Below are 22,226 nucleotides of genomic sequence, written 5' to 3'. Positions count from 1 at the left end.
ATTAAATCCTTCCCGGCTAGAAAATGGCGCCGAAGGCGACGGAAGGGGGAGGGCGCGGAACAGCAGTGTCCGGTTCCACGTTAGCTTCGACAGCCCTTCCTCGGAGGGATCGGCCAGGGTCGTAACGTTAGTGAGCAGGCGCCCACCGACGACGCGTCAGTCCACCACGACCGGGATCCCCGACAGCGCCTTGGCGGTCCGGATCGTCAGCGATGTCTTGACGCTTGCCACGTTCGGCGCCGGCGTCAGGTGCGTCGTCAGGATCTCCTGGAAACTCTTCAGATCCGCCGCGACGATCTTCAGGATGAAGTCGATTTCGCCGTTGAGCATGTGGCATTCGCGGATTTCCGGAATGTCGGCGATATGATGCTCGAACGCGGCGAGGTCGTGCTCGGCCTGGCTGCGCAGCGACACCATCGCGAACACCGTGATCGGGAAGCCCAACCGGCTCGCATCGAGGTCTGCGTGATAGCCGCGGATCGCCCCTGCTTCCTCCAGCGCGCGGACGCGGCGCAGGCAGGGCGGTGCCGTCAGGCCCACCTGGTCGGCCAAGTCGACATTGGTCATCCGACCGTCGGCCTGCAACAGCGACAGGATCTGCCGATCGATCCGGTCAAAACTCATTTCGTGCAACTCCCGATAGGCATCGCAAACCAAGCGATTCATTCCTCATAGCGATAAGATTGTTGCGGCGAAACGCAATTGTCCCACTATGCGACGAACGTCCACGAGCATCGAAATGCGCAGTTCCGTCATCGGGCCGGCGGCGTTAAGGAATCGGTACGGAGAGCGTGGTAGGCCCAGCCAAACCGGGGAACGATGTGCGGTTCGACGATAGCCTGAAGACGATCCTCGCTGCCGATATGGCCACCGGTTTCGGCGCGCAGTCCGCGTGGCGGCAGCTCGTCGACCTGATGGGACGCGGGCGCGCGGCGGTCGACGAACCGGCGATCGCACGGCTGCGTCTGTTACGCCAGGCGGTGCCGCTCGAGGTCCGCGCCGCCAGCGCGCGCGCGCTCGCCTTTGCCCGCCCTGATGCGAAGCTGGTCGGGTTCTTTGCGGAGGACACGCTGGCGATCGCTGCGCCGGTCCTGCGGACCGCGACGCTTGAATCCGACGATTGGCTGGCGATCCTGCCGCGCCTGACACCCGAAAGTCGTTCGGTACTGCGGCACCGGCGCGATCTACCCGCGGAGGTTCAGCGCGGCTTGCAGAGCTTCGGCCCGGTCGACTTCGTTTTGCCGCAACCCGACCTGCCCGCCGACCAGCCGGTCGAGGCGGTGCCGATCACCGTCGTAGACCCAATTATCCTGGATACGGCGGTAGTTGTCGATCAGTCGGCTCCGTTCGTAGCGGAGTCCGTTCCCGAGCCCCAACGCCGTTCAGAGCCGGTATCTGAGACGGTTCCCGGCGCGAGCCCCGACCCGCACCCCCTCACAGCGCCGCTCGGCGAGACGCCGTTTCTCGCGCTCGGTGCCGTCGCGCGCGGTCTTCCGATCGTCGCGGAGGCGCTGCGCCACGCCAAGATTGCCGAAGCCGAGCCTGTGGTTGTCGAGCCGGCAACCGCGTCGCCAGCAGATCGATTCGAGATTTCCGACCTCGTGGCGCGGATCGAGGCATTTAACCGCGACCGCACCGTCGATAACGCCAAGCCCGTAGCGGCACCCGCCGAAACCGAGACCTTCCGGTTCGAAACCGATGCGCAAGGCATCATCCGCATGATCGACGGCGTATCGCGCTCGGCGCTGGTCGGCGTCTCGCTGGCTTATGTCGCACAGCAGGGTGAGGCGCAGCTCGATGGCGTCGCAGCCGGCGCGTTCCGGCGCCGTTCGCGGTTCAGCGATGCGCGGCTTGAAGTCGGTGGGTTGTCCGACGCGTTCGGTGCCTGGCGACTGTCGGCAGTGCCTGCGTTCGACCACGCCTCGGGCCGGTTCATCGGCTTTCGTGGCACAGCGCGCCGACCACGCCGCGACGAGACCGCCGCACCCGTCCAGGCCCCCTCGCCGGTATCCGATTCGCTACGCCAGCTCGTCCACGAACTGCGGACGCCGACCAATGCGATCGCTGGGTTCGCCGAACTGATCGAGACGCAGCTGCTCGGCCCCGTCTCGCCGACCTACCGCGACCGCGCCACGATGATCCGGACGCAGGCGGGCGACCTTCTGTCCGCGATCGACGATCTGGACACCGCCGCGCGGATCGAGGGTCACGCACTCGATCTACGACCGACGACAGTGCCGGTCGGTGCGTTGCTCGACCGCGTGACGAAGGAGCTGCAACCGCTCGCGACGTTGCGGGGGACGAGCCTGTCGGTCGCGATGCCCGGCGGAGACTGCGGTATCCTGGGTGACGATCGTGCGGTTGAGCGGCTGGTCGGGCGTCTGCTTGCTGCCTTGGTATCGGCCGGGCGGCAGGGCGAGCAACTCGGCATCGTCGTCCGCCCGGTCGCCGACACCGTGACGATCGCGTTCGATCGCCCCGCCTCACTCGCGGCGCATGCGACCAATATCCTGCTCAGCATCGATGCCGAACAGGAGAGCGAAGACGGCGCGCCGTTGCTGGGGACTGGTTTTGCGCTGCGTCTTGCGCAGAACCTCGCGGTCGAACTAGGTGGTGCGCTGACGATCGGGCTCGACCGCCTGATGCTGCAACTTCCCGCGGCAAACGTAGCGGAAGCGGAGCGCGCCGCCGACGACCGGCGGTGAGCTATCGCCCGCCGCGGCCCACCGATGCTCAGCGCGTGACCTGGCCCGAGGATTTCGGCACCCGTTTTACCGTCTTCGTGGACGTCGAAGAGGAATTCGACTGGCGCGCCCCGCTCGACCCCCGCAACCGCTCGACCACTGCGATGACGGCATTTCCCGAAGCCCACCAGCGGTTTGCAGAACGCAGGGTTGCGTTGGCCTGCATGGTCGACCATCCGATCGCTACCGACCCGGTCGCCGTCGCCATCCTGTCGCGCGTCGTCGAGGACGGACGTTCCGAGATCGGCACGCAGTTGCATGCCTGGGTCAATCCGCCGTTCGAAGAGGACCCTGCGACCACATATGCGGGCAATCTTCCGCTCGCGTTGGAGGCGGCCAAGCTCAAGTCTTTGACCGGGGCGATCGCGACGGCGTTCGGATCGTCGCCCCGCGTCTATCGCGCCGGCCGCTATGGTATTGGCCCGCGCAGTTTCGCGCTACTGGCCGCGCATGGCTACCGGATCGATAGCTCGGTCCGACCCGGCTATGATTACCGGGTCGATGGCGGGCCTGATTTCTCGACGGCCGACGCCGGAGCGTACCGCGCCGGAGACATCGTCGAACTGCCGCTGACCACGGTCTTTACCGGGCATGCGCGACGGGGCGGTGGCAGGCTGTACCGCGCGCTCGGGCATGTGCCGAAGGGCAGGGGTGTATTTGCCCGCGCGGGGCTTCTATCGCGGATCGCGCTCACCCCTGAGGACATGCCGATCGCCGATGCCCTCGAAGCCGTCGCAGTCGCGGCGGGTGAGGGATTGCGGTTGTTCAATCTGTCGTTTCACTCGCCCTCTCTGGCACCTGGGCACACGCCCTATGTCCGCGATGCCGCCGACCTGAAGCTGTTCCACGCGTGGTGGACGACCATGCTCGACGAGTTCGACCGTCGCGGCATCGGCAACGCCTCGCTCGACGAGATCATCGTGGCGCTGGGGTAAGGCAGGCTGACGTTCACCCGTTCGGCCAGACGTGATCCGGCATCCACCGTTCCACCAGGTCGACAGCGTTGCGAGCGCGGAGAGCGGCGGGTTCCGCGATAAGTCGGGACTGACGGGGGCCGAGCACGCCGTGCTAGGTCCTCAAAACCAGAAAGGGCGGCCCGTTGCCGGACCGCCCTTCTGATATGCAGATACTGAAAGCGGCTTTAGCGCTTCGAGAACTGGAAGCTACGACGGGCCTTTGCCTTGCCGTACTTCTTACGCTCGACGACGCGGCTGTCGCGGGTCAGGAAGCCTGCGGCCTTGACCGTGCTGCGCAGCACCGGCTCGAAGCGGGTCAGTGCCTGGCTGATGCCATGCTTGACCGCGCCGGCCTGGCCCGAAAGGCCACCACCCTTGACGGTGCAGACGACGTCGTACTGACCTTCGCGCTCGGTGATACCGAACACCTGGTTGATGACGAGACGCAGCGTCGGACGTGCGAAATACACCTCCTGATCACGACCGTTGATCGTGATCTTGCCGGTGCCGGGCTTGACCCAGACGCGCGCGACGGCGTCCTTACGACGGCCGGTCGCATAGGCACGGCCCTGCTTGTCGAGGATCTGCTCGCGCAGCGGCATGGGCTCGCGGACCGGCTCGTTCGAGACCGGCGCTGCGATGTCGCCTTCGCTGGTCGGCAGCGTCTGTGCGGCGGGGGCAGCCGGCGCGGGCTGGTTGGTCAGGCTCGCGAGATCGGCGAGCGACTGGCGGTTGTCGGACATTATGCGCCCACCTTGTTCTTGCGGTTCATGCTGCCGATGTCGAGCACGGCGGGGTTCTGTGCCTCGTGCGGATGCTCGGTGCCCTTGAAGATACGCAGGTTGCGCATCTGCTCACGGCCGAGCGGGCCGCGCGGAATCATGCGCTCAACGGCCTTTTCGAGAACGCGCTCCGGGAAGCGGCCGTCGAGGACCTTGGCAGCCGTGATGCCCTTGATGCCGCCGGCGTAACCGGTGTGCTTGTAATAGATCTTCTTCGCGGCCTTGTTGCCGGTGAAGCGGATCTTGTCGGCGTTGATCACGACGACGTTGTCACCGCAATCGACATGCGGGGTGAACGACACCTTGTGCTTGCCGCGCAGGACGTTGGCAATGATCGATGCGGCACGACCGACGACGAGACCTTCCGCGTCTACGATATGCCACTGCTTCTCCACCTCAGCCGGCTTCGCCGACTTGGTGGTCTTCATGAGCGCCTTCATGGGCGTTAGACCTTCCAGATTGAAATCCACGCAGCGGCCGAATCCGGACGCCGCGAATGGAGGGCTAATGCTGAAGGGGGGCGTCTAAGTCAAGCTTTCCGCCGGTTTGCTGACGGGTATCATCATACCCGTCGTTGCAGCCGGGGGGCGCTGCCGACCGCGTGCGCAGCGAACATCGCGGCGATGAGCAGCAACGCGGCGTTGCCCTGATGCGCGACCGCGACGTCGATCTGCACGCCGGTCATAAGAGTTGCGATGCCGAGCATGATCTGCAGCGTGACCAAGCCGACGACGAAGAACCCCGCGCTGCTGCCGGCCTTGGTCGCCTTGATCGCAAGCCAGACGAGGCCCGCGGCGGCCGCGAACGCGAACCAGCGGTGGATGAACTGGACGACGATCGGGTTGTCGACCGCGTTGCTCCAGGCGGGGTTCACCATCGGCACGTCGGCGGGGAACAGCCCGTCGCCCATCAGCGGCCAGCTCGCGAACGCATAGCCCGCATCGAGACCGGCGGTGAATGCGCCATAGACGAGCTGTACGAACAGCAGCGCGAGGGCGACGATCGCGACCGTCGCCATGCGGGCAGGCGCGGCGAGCGGGTTGCGAGACAGCGCCATCAGGTCGAGCGCGGTCCATACGCTCCCCGCAAGGATCGTCAGCGCGGTGAGCAGGTGCACGGCGAGTCGGATATGGCTGACATCGGTCCGTACCGACAGCCCGGAGGCGACCATCCACCAGCCGATCGCGCCCTGGAACGCGCCGAGCGCCAGCAACGCCGACAGCCGCCAGCCATAGCCGACCGGTATCCGCTTGCGCACCGCGAACCAGATCAGCGGCACGGCGAAGACGAGGCCGATCACCCGACCCCACAACCGATGGAGATATTCCCAGAAGAAGATCGCCTTGAACCCGGACACGGTCATGTCGGCGTTGAACGCGGCATATTCGGGGATGCGCTTATAGGCGGCGAATTCGGCCTGCCACTGCGCGTCGTTGAGCGGCGGGATGATGCCGCTGATCGGCTTCCACTGCGTGATCGACAGCCCCGACTCGGTCAGCCGCGTGATCCCGCCGATCACCACCATCGCGACGATCAGGCCGGCGACGGTGAACAGCCACAGGGCTACCGACCGAGGACGGGCTTTGGTGAGGAAGGCGGCGCTGGGCTGAAGCATGGCGTTGAGATAGTGGTTTGCGCGGCGCTGCGCCATCGCTTCGTGGAGTGCCATTGCTTCATGTTGCCGGAGAATGTTGCCGGAAATGCCGCAGGTGGGGACATGGCGTTTGATTACGTCTCCGTCATCCTGACGAATGTCAGGACCCAGGGTAACGCACGCTGCCGCTTGAGGCCCTGGATCCTGACGTTCGTCAGGATGACGGCGGCAAGGCGGGTAACGGTCGACCAAAACCGCTAAAGTTCGACCAAAGATTCGGCAATGTAATGTTGTATCCTGTCAACGTGCCGTCTATATCAAGTGAACAATGACGCCCTCGGCCACGCATACCCACCGCTTTGCCGGTCTCGATCGCTATGCGATCGGCCTGTCCGGGCTGTGCATGGTGCATTGCCTGGCCACCTCGGTGCTCGTTGCACTGATGTCGACCGCGGGCGGGTTCCTGCTCGATCCGATCTTTCATGAGGTTGGGTTGACGGTCGCGATCGGACTCGGCGCGTTGGCGCTCGGCCGCGGCGTGCTCAACCATGGCTATATGATGCCCGCCGCGATGGGCGCGCTCGGGCTTGGCATCATGGCCGGTGCGATGACGCTGCCACACGATAGTGGCGGGGGCGAGACGCTGTGGACGATCGTCGGAGTCGGCCTGCTCGCGTTCGGCCATGATCTCAACCGCCGCGCGGACAGTTAAGTCGGGTTGCTGGAACCCCTCCGGCATCCTACTTCATCGGCATGGCGCACGCTCACACCCACACCGAACCGCAAGGCGCCGATCTCACCATCGCGGCACAGTCGACGCTCGAAAAGGCGGGCGAACAGTGGACGACGATGCGCGCCAGCGTGTTCGCTGCGCTGGCCAGCTTCGAAAAGCCGGCATCGGCGTACGATATCGCCGAAGCCGTTTCGAAAGCGGAGGGCCGCCGCGTCGCCGCGAACAGCGTGTATCGCATCCTCGACCTGTTCGTCGGCGCCAACCTCGCGCGGCGGGTCGAGAGCGCCAACGCCTATGTCGCCAACGCCCACCCCGATTGCCTGCACGACTGCATCTTCCTGGTCTGCGACTCGTGCGGCCAGACCACGCATCTCGATAACGACACCATTACCAAGGGCGTCCGTAACGCGGCGGAAGCGGCGGGCTTCTCCCCCGTCCGCCCCGTGATCGAAGTCCGTGGTCGCTGTGCGGAGTGCGAGGCGAAATAGCCTCTGCCGCTGCTCGATCCTCCCCCTAGCGGGGGAGGATGAGGTTTAGACCAAGTCCTTCCCCATGCGGATCATTGGTACCGGCACCGGCCCCGGCGTCTCGATCCGCTCAATCGGTAGGTACCCGCAGGCCCGGTACAGCGGCTCCCCCGCCAGCGTGGCCATCATCTCGGCCCGCGCAAACCCCGCTTCGCGTGCGGCCGCCTCGCAAACCGACAGCACCAGCCGTCCGACACCCCGCCGAACGAACGCCGGATCGGTGTACATCGCGCGGATTCGCGCCGCATCGCATGCCGGATCGAGCAGCGCCGCATCGCGCAACGCCATGCTGTGATCGCCGCCGTAGAGCGTAGCCCGCCGGCTCCACCCGCCACACCCGGCGAGCCGTCCGTCCGCCTCGACCAGCAGATACGTCCCGTCCGCGATCAACTGTGTATCGAGTCCCATGACCGCGCGGCTCGATTCGACCTGCGCGGGTGTAAGAAACCCGTCCTGCAACGCACCGATCGCGCGCGCCATCAACGCCGCGATCGCCGGGATATCCGCCACGACGGCAAAACGGTGGGTAAAGTCCATGATTGAGCACTTCCCGAGTGATTTCAGCGCGAATGCTACGTCAAGACACGGTAACAATCGACACGATACGCGCGCTGCATTAAGCCGGTGGGATGGCCGATCTTCCCGCGACCCCGCTGCTCGACACCGTTTCGACTCCCGACGACCTCCGCAAGCTGCGCCCAGACCAGCTCCGCCAACTCGCCGACGAACTGCGTACCGAGACGATTTCCGCTGTCGGTACCACCGGCGGCCACCTTGGCTCGGGCCTCGGCGTGGTGGAGTTGACCACTGCGATCCACTACGTCTTCGATACGCCGCGTGATCGCCTCGTGTGGGACGTCGGCCACCAATGCTATCCGCACAAGATCCTGACCGGACGTCGCGACCGCATCCGGACGCTGCGCCAGGGCGGCGGGCTCAGCGGCTTCACCAAGCGCAGCGAGAGCGAATACGACCCGTTCGGCGCGGCGCACTCGTCGACCTCGATTTCGGCGGCGCTCGGATTCGCGGTTGCCAACAAGATCGCCGGCACGCCTGGCAAGGGCATCGCGGTGATCGGCGACGGCGCAATGTCGGCGGGCATGGCATATGAGGCGATGAACAACGCCGCGCAGGCGGGCAATCGCCTCGTCGTGATCCTCAACGACAACGACATGTCGATCGCGCCGCCGGTCGGCGGGTTGTCGGCGTATCTGAGCCGGATCGTCTCCAGCCGCGAGTTCCTCGGGTTCCGCGATCTGGCACGGAAGATCGCCAAGCGGCTGCCCCGGCCGATCGCCAGCGGGATGCGCAAGACCGACGAATTCGCGCGCGGCATGACGATGGGCGGCACGCTGTTCGAGGAACTCGGCTTTTATTATGTCGGCCCGATCGACGGTCACAACCTCGACCATCTGATCCCGGTGCTCGAGAATGTCCGCGATGCTGAGGAAGGCCCGATCCTCGTCCATGTCGTCACCAAGAAGGGCAAGGGCTATGCCCCTGCCGAGGCTGCCGCGGACAAATATCACGGCGTCCAGAAATTCGACGTGATCTCGGGCGTGCAGACCAAGGCACCGCCAGGGCCACCGCAATATCAGAACGTCTTCGGCGCGCAGCTCGTCGCGGAGGCCGCCAAGGATGCGCGGATCTGCGCGATCACCGCGGCGATGCCGTCGGGCACCGGGCTCGACGCGTTCGCCAAGGCCTATCCCGACCGGTTCTTCGATGTCGGTATCGCCGAACAGCACGGCGTGACCTTCGCCGCGGGCCTCGCTGCGCAGGGCCTCCGCCCGTTCTGCGCGATCTACTCGACGTTCCTGCAGCGCGCCTATGATCAGGTCGTGCATGACGTGGCGATCCAGAACCTGCCGGTCCGCTTCGCGATCGATCGCGCGGGCCTGGTGGGGGCGGACGGCGCGACCCATGCCGGGTCGTTCGACGTCACCTATCTCGCGACCCTGCCGAACTTCGTCGTGATGGCGGCGGCGGACGAGGCCGAACTCGTCCATATGACTCACACGGCCGTGCAGTATGACGACGGCCCGATCGCGCTGCGCTATCCCCGCGGCAACGGCACCGGCGTCGCGCTGCCCGAGACGCCGCAACTGCTCGAGATCGGCAAGGGTCGCGTCGTGCGCGAGGGCAAGACCGTCGCGATCCTGTCGCTCGGCACGCGTCTCGAAGAGGCGCTCAAGGCCGCCGCGATCCTCGAAGCCAAGGGCCTCAGCACGACGGTCGCCGATCTTCGCTTCGCCAAGCCGCTCGACGTCGACCTGATCCGCAAGCTGCTGACGACGCACGAAGTCGCGGTGACGATCGAGGAGAATTCGGTCGGTGGCTTCGGCGCGCACGTCCTGACGATGGCGTCGGACGAAGGGCTGATCGATGGCGGGCTCAAGCTGCGCACATTGCGTCTGCCCGACCTGTACCAGGATCAGGACAAGCCCGAAGTCCAATATGCCGAAGCTGGCCTCGACGCGACCGCGCTGGTCGACACCGTGCTCAAGGCGCTCCGCCACAATTCGGGTGGAGTCGCCGAAGCGCGCGCATGACCGGCCCGACCAAGGCCATCGTGATCATCGCGCTCGCGGTGATCGTGATGGTGTCGCTGAACATCGCGATGTGGCGACGGATGCGCGGTGGCCTTGCCGCCGCCAAGGCCGAGCAGGTGGCTGACCCCGAGCTGTTCGACGAGGACGGGTTTCGGATTTCGTGATTGGCGCACCACCCCGGCGAAAGGTCGGGATGGTACAGCGTACGACTGGTTGTCATCCACCCAGATAGTGCGTCTGCGCGGCATCGGTCGCACTCACCGCCAGGATCGAGCGTGCCGTGCTCGGCGGCAAGGTCTGCCCCCGCCCATCGCCGCTCGCCGCGATGACGCGTTCGAGCAGATCCTGCCCCTCGCGCCACCAGCCGATCCCGCTCGCAGCGTTCAGATGCCCCTGCGGCCCGGCGTCGACGAAGTGGCTGCCCCAGTCCGCCGCCATGCTGTGCGCGCGCTCGGGCGAGACCCACGGGTCGTCGCTGCTCGCCACCACGATCGAAGGGAAGGGCAGGGGGGTCCGCGGCGTCGGCGAAAAGCCCTTCAGTTCGGCCTGTGCGCCACCACGATCGACATCCGCCGGCGCCACCAGCAAAGCGCCCGCCACCGGCCAGCCATAGGGCTGCGGGCTGAGTTCGGCCCACCATGCGACTGCAAGGCAGCCGAGGCTGTGCGCGGCGAGGATCACGGGCGCGTCGGCACGGCGGATCGCCTCGTCGAGCCGCGTCACCCAGGCGTTGCGGTGCGGGGTGTTCCACATGCCGAGTTCGACGCGCACCGTGTCGGGCCGCGCGTCTTCCCACAGTGTCTGCCAATGCGAGGGGCCTGAACCGCCCAGACCCGGCACGGTCAGGATGGTCGGCTGGACGGAATCATACGGTGCGAAACTACCCACAGCGCTTCTCCTTCTCCAAGGCCCCGTTTCGGGGTGGAAAGCGTGACCGGGGGGACGCTCTAGGGGACGCCGGCTGATCACGCTTCCCAAGCCTCAACGTAATCCCACTGGATCGGTAGGCAATAGCATTGCGGCGAAAGGAAGGCAGCTTGCGGCGATCGGATCGGACGGCGATAGCGGGCGGATGGTGAAGGTAGGCGCAGGGTGAAGATACGGGCATGGTAAAGCTCCGGGCAGACCAGATGCTGGTCGACAGAGGCCTTGTCGAGTCGCGGACGCGCGCGCAGGCGTTGATCATGGCGGGACTCGTGTTCGCGGGCACGAAGAAGGTCGACAAGCCCGGCCAAACGCTTCCCGACGACGTGCTGCTCGACGTGCGCGGTCGCGATCACCCCTGGGTATCGCGCGGCGGGATCAAGCTCGCGCACGGCCTCGCGCATTTCGGCTGGAATCTGGGCGGGGCGGTGGCGATCGACGTGGGCTCGTCGACGGGCGGGTTCACCGACGTCATGCTGAAGAGCGGCGTGTCGCGCGTCTACGCGGTCGACAGCGGCACCAACCAGCTCGCCTGGTCGCTCCGCCAGGATGATCGGGTGATCGTCCACGAGCAGACCAGCGCGCGCATCCTGACGCCCGCGCACATCCCCGAACCGATCGACCTGATCGTGTGCGATGCGAGCTTCATCGGGCTGGCCAAGGTTCTCGAACGCCCGATGAGCTTTGCCAAGCCCGACGCGAGGCTAATGGCGCTGGTGAAGCCGCAGTTCGAGGCAGGCCGCGAGGAAGTAGGGAAGGGCGGCGTCGTCCGTGATGCCGCCATCCACCAGCGCGTCTGCGACGAGGTCGGGGCATGGCTGACCACGCAGGGCTGGCACGTCGAGGGCGTGGTCGAGAGCCCGATCACGGGTCCCGAGGGCAATGTCGAATTCCTGATCGCTGCGCGGCATACGGCGCCGTCGTTCGCGCCCACCGTGCCGGAATGAACCACTAGCGGAACGATTCTCGCCGACGCACGGTTTACCGATCGCAAAATGCGCGGCAGGACGAGCGCGCGTCGAGACGGAAGGATGTGTGTGGGCGGTATCGCTTCGAAGGGCCAGTTGAGGATGTCGTTCCTCCGCTGGGCGGTCGTGACCGTGCCCCTGATTCTGCTGCTCGGGTTCGTCTCCGGTCGATCGGTCAGCGTCGGTAGCGACAATGCGTGGTACATGGCGCTTGCCAAACCCGCGCTGAACCCGCCGGGCTGGGTCTTTCCGGTCGTCTGGACGACGCTCTACATCCTGATCGGTCTGGCACTCGCCATGATCCTGAACGCGCGCGGCGCGCGATTGCGCGGGCTTGCGGTCGCACTGTTCGTCGGGCAATTCGTGTTCAACCTCGCCTGGACGCCGATCTTCTTCGGCGCGCACCGGATCGGTGCATCGGTGTTGGTGATCGTCGCGATGCTCGCCTTGTCGATCGCCGCGACGGTCGTCTTCGCGCGCATCCGCCCCGCGGCCGCATGGCTGATGGTGCCGTACATGGTTTGGATCAGCTTTGCCGGCGTGCTCGCGTTCAGCATCGGTCAGTTGAACCCCGATGCCGAAACCCTTGCACCGGCGTCGCATACGTCCCAAATGCTGTGATGCAGCAGTCACGCCGACCGTTACTGCGATAGTCTCTGGGATTTTGAAGCAATGCAGTCCGAAAACCGCGTGTTCGACGATATTGTCAAGGTCTTGAACGGTGCGGCCGGTACGCTTGCGGGCGTCGGTCGCGAAGCCGGTTCGGGCGCGCGGGAACGCGCCCGCGAATGGCTCGGCGGGCTCGATTTCGTCAGCCGCGAAGAATTTGACGCGGTAAAGGCCATGGCCGCCGCCGCACGCGACGAGAACGACGTGCTAAAGGCGCGTCTCGACGTGCTCGAAGCCAAATTTGCCGCACAATCCACAGTCAATGCGCCGCCTGGGGCGTCGGTCGACTGACTTTTCCACAGTTTTCCGCAGAAATGGGTCCGATGGGGTTGCCGTGGCGTTTTTGCCTCGGCACCCATTGTTGTGCGATAAGGACCGCCAGGACCCTATGATGCTCGACCAAGTAGATCATGACCACGAAGACGCTGCCCCGATCGACATGCTCGAGAGCTATTACGCTGCGCATGGCTGGGAGCACGAGCGCCACGAGGACGAGATCGTCGCGACCGTAAAGGGCAGCTGGACGACGTATGAGCTCCGTGCGTTGTGGCGCGAAGACGATAGCGTGCTGCAATTTCTGGCTTTCCCCGACATCAAGGTTACGGATGAACGCCGTCAGGCGGTGTACGAGACGATCGGGCTGGTCAACGAACAGCTCTGGATCGGTCATTTCGAACTCTGGTCGTCGAGTGGCATCCTGTTGTTCCGGCACGCGGCGATGGTCGATGGCGGTGACGAGGGGACGATGTCGCTGGAGGCGGCCGAACTGCTCGTCGAATCGGCGATCGAGGAGTGTGAGCGCTTCTACCCTGTGTTCCAGTTCGTGCTGTGGGGCGGCAAGACCCCCAAGGACGCGCTCGCCGCGGCGCTGATCGAAACGCACGGCGAGGCGTGAGCGCGGGTTTCCCTGACGGTCCGCTGTGGCTGATCGGCTGCGGCAACATGGGCGGCGCGATGCTGCGGCGCTGGATCGCCGCGGGGCTCGATCCGGCGACCGTGACGGTGATCACGCGAAGCGGGAAGGGGGCGCCCGATGGTGTCCGTTTGCTGACCGCCTTGCCTGACGAGGCGGCGCCCGCCACGCTGATGCTCGCGCTCAAGCCGCAACAGATCGATGCGGCGCAAGCGCTGCTGGCGCCGCTGCGCGGGGCGCCGACGCTGTTGCTGTCGATCCTCGCAGGGGTCGATCATGCTGCCCTGTCGGCGCGGTTTTCGGCAGAGTGCATCGTCCGCGCGATGCCCAACCTACCGGTGGCGATCGGCAAGGGTGTGACGTCGCTCTACACGGTCGGCGGACCGATGACGGCGGCAGAAGCGTTCGCAGCACCGCTCGGTCATTACGAATGGATCGCCGACGAAGCGCATTTCGATGCGGTGACCGCGCTGGCGGGGTGCGGCCCCGGCTTCGTGTTCCGCTTTGCCGACGCGCTTGCCAAAGCAGGTGCGGCGCTCGGCTTGCCGGCAGACCAGGCCGCGCGGCTCGCGATCGCCACGCTGGAAGGCTCGGCGATCATGGCGGCCGATGCGGACGTCTCGCCCGCCGTCCTCGCCGACCGCGTGGCCAGCCCGGGTGGATCGACACGGGAGGGTTTGAATATCCTAGACCGCGACGATGCGCTGGTGCGGTTGCTGACCGAAACCCTGGCCGCCTCCGAGCGTCGCAACGGCGAAATGGCCGCCGCGGCGCGCTGATTTACGGCGTCAGCCGCGCAGACCGAATACCCGCGAGCGATCGCTTTCGGGTACCAGCCCCTCCAGCACCGCCCAGAATCCCGAGACCGCGCTCTGTCCGGCGCTGGCGTAGGCCGCGGCCATGCGAACCCGCGCTGACTCGAACAGGTCGCGCTCCATTGTCGCGCCTTCCTCGGTCAGCCTGAGCAACCGCTGGCGGCGATCGCGCTCGCCCGGGCGCGTTTCGACCAGTTTGCGATCCGCGAGTTCGTTGAGCACCCGGCCCAGCGACTGCTTGGTGATCGCCAGCAACGACAGCAGCTCGCTGACCGTCAGATCGGGTTTGCGGGCAATGAAATACAGCGCACGGTGGTGTGCCCGCCCGAGGCCCTGTTCGGCCAGCCCCTGGTCGATCGACCGCGTCAGATGGCTATAGCCGAAATACAGCAGCTCCATCCCGCGGCGGAGCTCGGGTTCCCGCAGGAACAGGGGTGAGGCAGAAGACGCTGTGGCAGACATGTTGACCGGTTTAGCCATCGCCCGTAGTCGTCGGCAACCCGCCACGAGAGAGATTTTCGATGTCCGCTCCAGCTTTTACCGCGCCCTCCGCCTTTCGGCACGAACCGAACGCGACTCCGGTCGAGGCGAATGAGCGGGCGAAGCGGCTGATCGATCCCGGATTCGGGCGTGTCTTCACCGATCACATGGCGATGATCCGCTATAGCGAGACCAAGGGCTGGCATGACGCGCGGATCACCGCGCGCGCGCCGCTCACGATCGATCCGGCATCGTCGGTGCTGCATTACGCGCAGGAAATCTTCGAGGGGATGAAGGCGTATCGCCTCGCGGACGGCGGCACCGCTCTCTTCCGTCCCGAGGCCAATGCACGCCGGTTCCAGGATTCGGCCCGGCGCCTCGCGATGCCCGAACTGCCTGAAGACCTGTTTCTCGAATCGGTCGAGCGGCTGGTCAAGACCGATGCGAACTGGATCCCGGAGAGCGACGGCGGCGCGCTGTACCTGCGCCCGTTCATGTTCGCGTCCGAAGTCTTCCTCGGCGTGAAGCCGTCGGCCGAATATCTGTATATGGTGCTCGCGTCGTCGGTCGGCGCGTATTTCAAGGGCGGCGCGCCCACGGTGTCGATCTGGGTTAGCCAGCAGTACACGCGCGCCGCGCAGGGCGGCACCGGTGCGGCCAAGTGCGGCGGCAACTACGCAGCCAGCCTGCTCGCGCAGTCCGAGGCGATCCGCAACGGCTGCGACCAGGTCGTCTTCCTTGACGCGGCCGAGCGGCGCTGGGTCGAGGAACTCGGCGGCATGAACATCTTCTTCGTGTTCGACGACGGCAGCATGGCGACGCCAGCGCTCACCGGCACGATTCTTCCCGGGATCACGCGCGACTCGATCCTGACGCTTGCGCGGGCGCAGGGAATCGAGGTCCGCGAAGAGGGCTATACGATCGATCAGTGGCGCGCTGATGCGGCCAGCGGGCGGCTGGTCGAGGCGTTCGCCTGCGGCACGGCAGCGGTCGTCACGCCGATCGGTACGGTGGCGAGCCCCGAGGGTCGTTTCACGATCGGTAGCGGTGGCCCCGGCCCGATGACGCTGCAGATGCGCGACGCGCTCGTGTCGATTCAGCGTGGCACCGCACCCGACGACAACAAGTGGCTGCACCATCTCGCCGATTGACGCGCGCAAGGGCTTTTCACGCGGCGCGGCCCCGCTATAAGGCCGCCTCTGTTGGGGCGTCGCCAAGTGGTAAGGCAGCGGCTTTTGATGCCGCCATGCGCAGGTTCGAACCCTGCCGCCCCAGCCAATCCGTCTGTTTATGGCTTCAGGAACGGCGGAAATTCGTCGACTCAGCTGGAGAAATGCGTGGCTGGGTCGGGACTGTCCCAGCGCTGCCTCAAGTGTTTGTTACAGGCGCATGAGACCAAACATGCCGATCGCCGGGCTCGATCCCCCGTTTCCCTGGGAGCCGATTACGGTTTTGTGCCGGCGGTGGGGGACTGTTCCAGGCCCGCGCGTCCCGCTTGGATACAGGACAAAATGGCAACGGATGGACCCGTGCCAGCATCTGCGTCGGCGCACGCGTCCGGGCCGACAGCGGTGCGCTCACGAGTGTTGCGCCATGGTACGCCGCGCAGCGCTGTGCCACGATCACGGCACAGCGCTGCGCGCGCGACCGAGGCGTGGCGCGTGATGGCCACATCTCTGCGCCAGAGCAGCCGCTGACCATGGCAGATCTTGATACCGCCCCGGGGGCATGGTGTCGGTACGAGACGATCATCGCCTTGGGCGAGAAGCGTGCGATCTATCCCACCAGTCATCGGTAAACCGCGTCCCCCGAAAACCGTAAGGACGAGCGGCGGGGAAGCGCGGCCGCGTTACGATGCCTTTTGACAAGGCCGCCGGGTGTGCCCGTGCTGACCCCGCTTAGGACGACGCAGGTCGCTAACGGGTACCGGAACTAAGGCCGGGGTGGCGCCGCTGCGGGATCGGCATCGTCCTGACGCCCGCACATTCGCCACCTGCATGTCCATCGACTGTTCGGGAACCACGCCGCCCGGCAGAGCCGCAGACCCCGTCGACCCGTCAGGCCAGATCAGTCAACAACAACGAAAATGGATCTAATGCGTGTTGCCGATAATCAATATGCGAATTATCGTTTACCAATACATCGCGGGAGACAAAGCTGGTGGGTGAGGGGCGCCGATCAATAATGGAAAAGGATCGCGTTCTGACAGGTGCGACGATCCTGCTACGGTTGTTGCTAGTCCTGAACATCGCTCTGCTGGTGATGCTCATGGTAGCATTTGCGCTGTCCTGGCCACTTGGGCATGCGCTGGCGCTGCGGCTCGGTGCGAAATACGGGCCGTCGCTCGATGTCGCGGACGCGGTGATGGCAATGCGGCTGATGATGGCGTTGGGGATCGCCTGCGCGCTTGCGATCCATCCGATCTTTGCCAGCCTGCTCCGGATCGTCGCGACGGTGCAGGCAGGCGATCCGTTCGTCGACGCGAACGCCACGTTGCTTGGCAGGATCGGTTGGGCCCTGCTGGTCCTCCAGTGCCTCGATCTCGTGCTGGGCGCGCTGATGCGCTGGATCTCTGCTCTCAAGCTCGACTCGACCGGCTGGAGCCCTTCACTCGGCGGGTGGATCGCAGTTGTGATGATCTTCGTGCTCGCGCGTGTTTTCCGGATCGGCACCCGGATGCGCGACGACCTGGCGACGACGGTCTGATGCCCGTCGCGGTCAGCCTGGACGACATGCTCCACGCGCGGCGCATGACCCTGACCGAATTGTCCGAGGCGGTCGATATCACGCTCGCCAATCTGTCGATCCTGAAGACGGGCAAGGCCAAGGCGATCCGCTTTACGACGCTGGAGGCGATCTGCCGCGTGCTCGAGTGTCAGCCCGGCGACCTGCTCAGGGTGACCGACGAAACACCGGACGAAACGACCGCGACGACGGAAACGGGGAAATAGCGAATGGACGCACTGGTTCTCGACGACGTGACGAAGCGATTTGGTGAGCGGGTAGCCGTCGACGCGCTCAGCTTCACGGTGAAACCGGGGGAGATCTTCGGGTTCCTCGGCGGCAACGGCGCGGGGAAGACGACATCGCTGCGCATGGTTCTTGACATCCTAAGGCCGACATCGGGCAGAATTGCGGTGCTGGGGTGCCCGCCGGGGCGCGAGAACGCAGCCGATATCGGCTTCATGCCCGAGGAACGCGGGCTGTACCGCGGGATGTCGGCAATCGATACCGTAACCTATTTCGGCCGGCTGAAGGGCATGACGACCGCCACGGCGCGCGCCAAGGGGCACGATCTGCTCGAGCGGTTCGGACTGGCGGGCTCGGCCAAGATGCAGATCGACAAATTGTCGAAGGGCATGGCGCAAAAGGTTCAGCTTGCCGCCACCCTCGTCAACAGTCCAAAACTGCTGCTGCTCGACGAGCCGTTCTCGGGGCTCGACCCGGTGAATCAGGGATTGCTCGAGGATGAGATACTTGGCGCCGCGCGCGGTGGTGCGACGGTGATCTTCTCGACGCACGTCATGCAGCATGCCGAGCGGCTGTGCGATCGGCTGCTATTGTTGGCGCAGGGGCGCAAGGTGTTCGAGGGTACGCAGGCCGAAGCGCGCGGGCGGTTGCCGGCACGCCTCGGAATCGTGTCTCGCGTGACGCCGATGCAATGCCCCGGCGTGGAGCGCGCGGAGGAGGTCGCGAGGGATGCGGGCGGTTGGCGGACGTACGACGTGACGCTTGCCGAAGGCATCGATCCCGGCGACGTCCTGCAATGCCTTACCGAACAAGGCATCACGCTGCGCCAGTTCGACCAGCACCGGGTAAGCCTGCACGAGGTCTTTCTGAACCTCGTGGGGCCCAACTCAGCCGATACGCAGGGGCGGCCGTCATGATTCACAACATCCTGCTCGTCGCGATGCGCGAGTTCCGACAGATTACCGGTATGCGCAGCTTCTGGCTGACGCTGCTGATCCTGCCCGTCGCGCTCGCCATCGGACCGATAGCCACCAGGCTGATGGGTTCCGATAAGGTCCAACGCGTGATGCTGATCGATCCCGAAGGCCGGGAGGCGCTAGCGATCCGCGCACGGCTCGACAGCGATCGGCAGCGGCGCATCCTCACTTCGCTCTCACGCCATGCGCAACGCTATGATCTCGACCGGGCAGACCCCGCGGCGCTCTGGGCGCAGCACGACCGGCTCTACAGCGATGCGGAGGTCGCGGCGTTTGTGAAGGCGGGCGGCATGCCGGCCGCACTGGCAACGATGAAGCGCGCGGCGACCCCCGAAACGCCCGCTTTCGATCCGCCGGAACCAGACTTCACGGTCGTCCCGACCCCGCCGGCGATCGCCAAGGCCGATCCCGCTACGCTCGATCGTCTGCTCAAGCCGCTGATCCAGCCGGGCGAGTTTGGCGACAAGACGACCAAGCCACTCGACTACGCCGTGTATATCCCGCGTCGGTTCGGGACTAGCACGACTGCCGTCCGCCTCTGGTCGAGCGAACAACCTAGCGCGAACTTCATCCAGCCATTGCAGTCGGTGCTGACGTTGCGGTTGCGCGCCGCGTATCTCCAGTCGACCGGTCTATCTCTCAACGAGGCGGCGGCTGCGACCACGCTGGTGCCGGCAATCGCGATCTCGACGCCGGCGCCGGGCGGCGGCCGCGAGCGGATGCTGGTACGCTCGATCGTGCCATTGCTCAGCGCGTACATCCTGCTGATGTCGCTACTGCTGTCGGGAAACTGGATCCTGCAGGGGCTGGTCGAGGAGCGGTCGAACAAGCTGATCGAAACCGTGCTGGCCTGCATCAGCCCGGACGAGCTGCTGTACGGCAAGCTGGCGGGGACGGTCGCGGTGGGTTTGACGATGGTCGTGGTCTGGGCGCTGTGCGCGGCCGGGGCAGCATTCGTCACGCAAGGCGCGGTCGGCACGTTCCTGCGGATGGCGCTCGCCCCGCTCGCATCGCCCTGGATCATCCTGGTGATGCTGTACTTCTTCCTTGCGGGATATCTGATGGTGTCGATGATCCTGCTGGCGATCGGCGCTATGAGCGATTCGATGCGCGATGCGCAAAGCTATCTGACGCCGGTGCTGATGGTCATCGCAATGCCGTTTACGATCGTCGCGCAGGGGATCCTGTCGAACACCGGCGCCACCGCGCTCAAGGTGCTTACCTGGATCCCGCTCTATACCCCGTTCACGATGCTGGCGCGGCTCGGCGGCGGCGTGTCGGTGCTGGAAATCGTCGGCAGCGCGCTGACGCTCGCGGTGTTCATCGCAGTAGAGTTCGTCTTGCTTGCGCGCGTGTTTCGCGCCAGCCTGTTGAATGCGGGACAAAAGCCCAATCTCACCGCACTCGCCCGGCTGATGCGGCGAGAGGCCGCCTGAATGTCTCTCACGTGGTATAAAATCATCTATCCAAAAGGAGTTGCGATGCCGTTCAACCATTTCTCCCGCCTGTCGCTAGGCGTCGCCACGCTGGCGTTGTCCGCGTCCGCCCTGGCCCAGACCGCCCCCATGGCGGCCACCACGTCGACGGCGCCGAGCGGCACTCGCTATGGGACATTCGGGATCGACCTGACTGCCGCCGACAAGTCGGTGAAGCCCGGCAACGATTTCTGGACCTATGCCAACGGGAGCTGGAACAAGCGCACGGAGATCGCTGCGGATCGCACCTCGGCCGGTGGTAGCGTCATCCTCGCCGACCAAGCCGAGCAGCAGGTTCGCACGATCCTCGACGATGCCGCGCGCGATCCCGCCGCGGTTGGTCCCGGCGCCAAGCAATTCGGTGATCTCTATGCCAGCTTCATGGACGAGGCCGCGATCGAGCGTGCCGGTGCCGCGCCGCTCAAGCCCTATTTCGCCAAGATCGACGCGGCAAACGACAAGCAGAAGCTGCAGACACTGTTCTCGACGGTCGGCTACGCCGCCCCGGTCGAGGTCGGCCAGCTGCCCGATCCCGCCGATCCCAAGCGCTATGCCGTTGCCGCAGGCCAGGGCTCGCTCGGCATGGGCGGCCGAGACTATTACCTTGAGCAGGGTCCCAAGTACGACACCTTCCGCACCGCGTATCGCGCCTATGTCGAGAAGATGCTGGCGCTATCGGGTATAGCCGACGCCTCGGCCAAGGCCGACCGGATCGTCGCGCTGGAGACCGCGATGGCCAAGGTCCATTGGTCACCGGTCCAGTCGCGCGACCTGAAGGCCATGCTGAAGCCGATGGATGCGGCTGGCCGCAAGGCGCTGGCACCCGAGTTCGACTGGCCACTGCTGCTCTCGACCGCGGGATACGGCAATTTCCCGGTCGTCTACATGACCAATTCGACTGCGCTGACCGAGCTCGGGAAGTTGTTCTCCGCCACCCCGGTCTCGACCTGGCAGGACTGGATGAAATTCCGCCTCGCATCCGCCAGCGCGAGCATGCTGCCCAAGGCGTTCGATCAGGCGACGTTCGATTTCTACGGGAAGACGCTCGCGGATCAGCCGCAACAGCGTGCGCGCTGGAAGCGCGGCATCGCGCTGGTCAACGGCACGATGGGCGAGGCCGTCGGCGAGGTCTACGTCAAACGCCATTACCCGCCCGAGAGCGAGGCGAAGATGGGCGAACTGATCGCCAACCTGCGCGCCGCATACAAGGAGCGGATCGGCGCGAACGGCTGGATGGACCAAGCGACCAAGACGCAGGCGCTCGCCAAGCTCGCCGCGTTCGATCCGCGGATCGGCCATCCGGTCAAGTATATCGACTATGCCTCGCTTCAGGTCGTACGCGGCGATCCGCTCGGCAACGGGATGCGGTCGGGCGAGTTCCAGCATCGGCTAGACCTTTCGCGTTTGGGCAAACCGGTCGATCGTACGCTGTGGGGCATGACGCCGCAGACCGTTAATGCCTATTACGATCCGCTCAACAACCAGATTACGTTCCCCGCCGCGATCCTGCAGCCGCCCTATTTCGATCCGAAGGCGGACGCGGCGGTCAACTATGGTGCGATCGGCGCGATCATCGGCCACGAAATGGGTCACGGCTTCGACGATCAGGGAAGCCAGTTTAGCGCAACGGGCAAGTTCGAGAATTGGTGGACGCCCGAGGCGCGTACCGCTTTCACGCAGCGCACGGCTGCGCTGTCGAAGCAGTATGACGCGTACGAACCAATCCCCGGCGTGCACGTGAAGGGTGCGCTCACGCTTGGCGAGAATATCGGCGATCTCGGCGGCGTCGAAACGGCGTATTCCGCGTACCAGAAGTACCAGGCAGTGCATGGCAAGGCACCGGTAATCGGCGGGCTGACCGGCGACCAGCGGTTCTTTCTCGCCTATGCACAGGCGTGGCAGGCGAAGTTGCGCGAAGGTGCCGCGCGTGCGCGCCTGCTGACCGATCCGCACTCGCCGCCCTTCTACCGGGTGAACGGCATCGTCCGGAACGTAGACGCCTGGTACACGGCGTTCGACGTCAAGCCCGGCGATGCGCTGTATCTTGCCCCGGCCGATCGGGTCCATATCTGGTAAAATCAAAGGGCGCGCAGCCAGCGCGCCCTTTGTCCGTCATCCGCAATGTCCGCGATCAACCGAGCCTGCCC

At 65.5% G+C, this 22,226-nt stretch carries 24 protein-coding genes and 1 tRNA gene; 18 read left to right on the top strand and 7 right to left on the bottom strand.

The features are described from left to right. Positions 1-156 precede the first annotated feature (156 nt). A complete protein-coding gene (locus ASE88_RS01585; RefSeq protein ID WP_055880606.1) occupies positions 157-624 on the bottom strand; it encodes an Lrp/AsnC family transcriptional regulator in 468 nt (155 codons plus the stop codon). 197 nt (positions 625-821) lie between these two features. Here ASE88_RS01585 and ASE88_RS01580 point away from each other — a divergent pair, with 197 nt between their 5' ends. Together ASE88_RS01580 and ASE88_RS01575 are read left to right on the top strand one after the other, a co-directional pair. Further along, positions 822-2,705: a sensor histidine kinase gene (locus ASE88_RS01580; protein ID WP_200910121.1), complete on the top strand. Its 1,884-nt coding sequence runs from the start codon at positions 822-824 to the stop codon at positions 2,703-2,705. 35 nt (positions 2,706-2,740) lie between these two features. Next, positions 2,741-3,679, top strand: a complete 939-nt coding sequence (locus ASE88_RS01575; RefSeq protein WP_156356852.1) for a polysaccharide deacetylase family protein — start codon at positions 2,741-2,743, stop codon at positions 3,677-3,679. 206 nt (positions 3,680-3,885) lie between these two features. On the opposite strand, the gene rpsI is transcribed toward ASE88_RS01575, so the two are convergent. The 3 genes from rpsI to ASE88_RS01560 all read right to left on the bottom strand — a co-directional run bounded on the left by rpsI (position 3,886) and on the right by ASE88_RS01560 (position 6,097). Then, positions 3,886-4,443 carry a 30S ribosomal protein S9 gene (gene rpsI / locus ASE88_RS01570; RefSeq protein ID WP_082463439.1) on the bottom strand — a complete coding sequence of 186 codons (558 nt, stop codon included), beginning with the start codon at positions 4,441-4,443 and terminating at the stop codon, positions 3,886-3,888. Next, a complete protein-coding gene (gene rplM, locus ASE88_RS01565) occupies positions 4,443-4,922 on the bottom strand; it encodes a 50S ribosomal protein L13 (protein ID WP_060524218.1) in 480 nt (159 codons plus the stop codon). Before rplM ends, rpsI begins: the two co-directional genes overlap by 1 nt. Positions 4,923-5,044: 122 nt before the next feature. Continuing rightward, the gene (locus ASE88_RS01560) at positions 5,045-6,097 is read right to left on the bottom strand and encodes a COX15/CtaA family protein (RefSeq protein WP_056474958.1); all 1,053 of its coding nucleotides are present in this window, start codon (positions 6,095-6,097) and stop codon (positions 5,045-5,047) included. A 307-nt stretch (positions 6,098-6,404) separates the two neighbouring features. Here ASE88_RS01560 and ASE88_RS01550 point away from each other — a divergent pair, with 307 nt between their 5' ends. Continuing rightward, positions 6,405-6,788, top strand: a complete 384-nt coding sequence (locus ASE88_RS01550; protein WP_055880215.1) for a MerC domain-containing protein — start codon at positions 6,405-6,407, stop codon at positions 6,786-6,788. A 41-nt stretch (positions 6,789-6,829) separates the two neighbouring features. After that, positions 6,830-7,297, top strand: a complete 468-nt coding sequence (locus ASE88_RS01545; protein ID WP_055880218.1) for a Fur family transcriptional regulator — start codon at positions 6,830-6,832, stop codon at positions 7,295-7,297. A gap of 45 nt (positions 7,298-7,342) precedes the next feature. On the opposite strand, the gene ASE88_RS01540 is transcribed toward ASE88_RS01545, so the two are convergent. Further along, positions 7,343-7,873, bottom strand: a complete 531-nt coding sequence (locus ASE88_RS01540; RefSeq protein WP_056474557.1) for a GNAT family N-acetyltransferase — start codon at positions 7,871-7,873, stop codon at positions 7,343-7,345. Positions 7,874-7,965: 92 nt separating this feature from the next. On the opposite strand from ASE88_RS01540, the gene dxs reads away from it, so the two are divergent. Then, positions 7,966-9,888, top strand: a complete 1,923-nt coding sequence (gene dxs / locus ASE88_RS01535) for a 1-deoxy-D-xylulose-5-phosphate synthase (RefSeq protein WP_056474555.1) — start codon at positions 7,966-7,968, stop codon at positions 9,886-9,888. Further along, positions 9,885-10,052, top strand: coding sequence for a hypothetical protein (locus ASE88_RS18600; RefSeq protein WP_156348356.1), 168 nt, complete (start codon positions 9,885-9,887; stop codon positions 10,050-10,052). The genes dxs and ASE88_RS18600 overlap by 4 nt, the downstream gene beginning before the upstream one ends. A gap of 52 nt (positions 10,053-10,104) precedes the next feature. On the opposite strand, the gene ASE88_RS01530 is transcribed toward ASE88_RS18600, so the two are convergent. Then, on the bottom strand, positions 10,105-10,776 hold the full coding sequence (locus ASE88_RS01530; RefSeq protein WP_055880230.1) for an RBBP9/YdeN family alpha/beta hydrolase: 672 nt from the start codon (positions 10,774-10,776) through the stop codon (positions 10,105-10,107). Between the two features lie 218 nt (positions 10,777-10,994). Between ASE88_RS01530 and ASE88_RS01525 the strand changes: the two genes are divergently transcribed. The 5 genes from ASE88_RS01525 (at position 10,995) to ASE88_RS01505 (ending at position 14,141) form a co-directional block, all read left to right on the top strand. Continuing rightward, positions 10,995-11,759 (top strand): TlyA family RNA methyltransferase, encoded by a 765-nt coding sequence (locus ASE88_RS01525; protein WP_056474551.1) that lies wholly within the window; start codon positions 10,995-10,997, stop codon positions 11,757-11,759. Positions 11,760-11,843: 84 nt separating this feature from the next. Beyond that, on the top strand, positions 11,844-12,401 hold the full coding sequence (locus ASE88_RS01520) for a TspO/MBR family protein (protein ID WP_235527696.1): 558 nt from the start codon (positions 11,844-11,846) through the stop codon (positions 12,399-12,401). A 51-nt stretch (positions 12,402-12,452) separates the two neighbouring features. Beyond that, complete coding sequence (locus ASE88_RS01515) at positions 12,453-12,740, top strand: accessory factor UbiK family protein (RefSeq protein WP_056474546.1); 288 nt, start codon at positions 12,453-12,455, stop codon at positions 12,738-12,740. 97 nt (positions 12,741-12,837) lie between these two features. Beyond that, positions 12,838-13,344, top strand: coding sequence for a YbjN domain-containing protein (locus ASE88_RS01510; protein ID WP_055880243.1), 507 nt, complete (start codon positions 12,838-12,840; stop codon positions 13,342-13,344). After that, positions 13,341-14,141, top strand: coding sequence for a pyrroline-5-carboxylate reductase family protein (locus tag ASE88_RS01505; RefSeq protein WP_082466044.1), 801 nt, complete (start codon positions 13,341-13,343; stop codon positions 14,139-14,141). The genes ASE88_RS01510 and ASE88_RS01505 overlap by 4 nt, the downstream gene beginning before the upstream one ends. A gap of 9 nt (positions 14,142-14,150) precedes the next feature. On the opposite strand, the gene ASE88_RS01500 is transcribed toward ASE88_RS01505, so the two are convergent. Next, positions 14,151-14,639, bottom strand: a complete 489-nt coding sequence (locus tag ASE88_RS01500) for a MarR family transcriptional regulator (protein WP_235527695.1) — start codon at positions 14,637-14,639, stop codon at positions 14,151-14,153. A 59-nt stretch (positions 14,640-14,698) separates the two neighbouring features. Between ASE88_RS01500 and ASE88_RS01495 the strand changes: the two genes are divergently transcribed. The 7 genes from ASE88_RS01495 to ASE88_RS01465 all read left to right on the top strand — a co-directional run bounded on the left by ASE88_RS01495 (position 14,699) and on the right by ASE88_RS01465 (position 22,155). Then, the gene (locus ASE88_RS01495; protein ID WP_056474542.1) at positions 14,699-15,808 is read left to right on the top strand and encodes a branched-chain amino acid aminotransferase; all 1,110 of its coding nucleotides are present in this window, start codon (positions 14,699-14,701) and stop codon (positions 15,806-15,808) included. Between the two features lie 52 nt (positions 15,809-15,860). Further along, positions 15,861-15,935 (top strand) — tRNA-Gln (locus tag ASE88_RS01490). 906 nt (positions 15,936-16,841) lie between these two features. Beyond that, entirely contained in the window at positions 16,842-17,363 is a 522-nt protein-coding gene (locus ASE88_RS01485) for a DUF2975 domain-containing protein (RefSeq protein WP_056474540.1), read from the top strand. After that, positions 17,363-17,608 carry a helix-turn-helix domain-containing protein gene (locus ASE88_RS01480; RefSeq protein ID WP_056474536.1) on the top strand — a complete coding sequence of 82 codons (246 nt, stop codon included), beginning with the start codon at positions 17,363-17,365 and terminating at the stop codon, positions 17,606-17,608. Before ASE88_RS01485 ends, ASE88_RS01480 begins: the two co-directional genes overlap by 1 nt. Positions 17,609-17,611: 3 nt before the next feature. Then, positions 17,612-18,544 (top strand): ABC transporter ATP-binding protein, encoded by a 933-nt coding sequence (locus ASE88_RS01475; RefSeq protein WP_056474534.1) that lies wholly within the window; start codon positions 17,612-17,614, stop codon positions 18,542-18,544. Beyond that, positions 18,541-20,040: an ABC transporter permease gene (locus tag ASE88_RS01470; protein ID WP_056474531.1), complete on the top strand. Its 1,500-nt coding sequence runs from the start codon at positions 18,541-18,543 to the stop codon at positions 20,038-20,040. The genes ASE88_RS01475 and ASE88_RS01470 overlap by 4 nt, the downstream gene beginning before the upstream one ends. 45 nt (positions 20,041-20,085) lie before the next feature. Continuing rightward, on the top strand, positions 20,086-22,155 hold the full coding sequence (locus ASE88_RS01465) for a M13 family metallopeptidase (RefSeq protein WP_056474528.1): 2,070 nt from the start codon (positions 20,086-20,088) through the stop codon (positions 22,153-22,155). Positions 22,156-22,226: the final 71 nt, after the last annotated feature.

The sequence above is a fragment of the Sphingomonas sp. Leaf38 genome (genome assembly GCF_001421825.1).
GTDB lineage: Bacteria > Pseudomonadota > Alphaproteobacteria > Sphingomonadales > Sphingomonadaceae > Sphingomonas.
The sequence above is the reverse complement of the archived record's forward strand: the minus strand, read 5'-3'. Positions and strand labels throughout refer to the sequence as shown.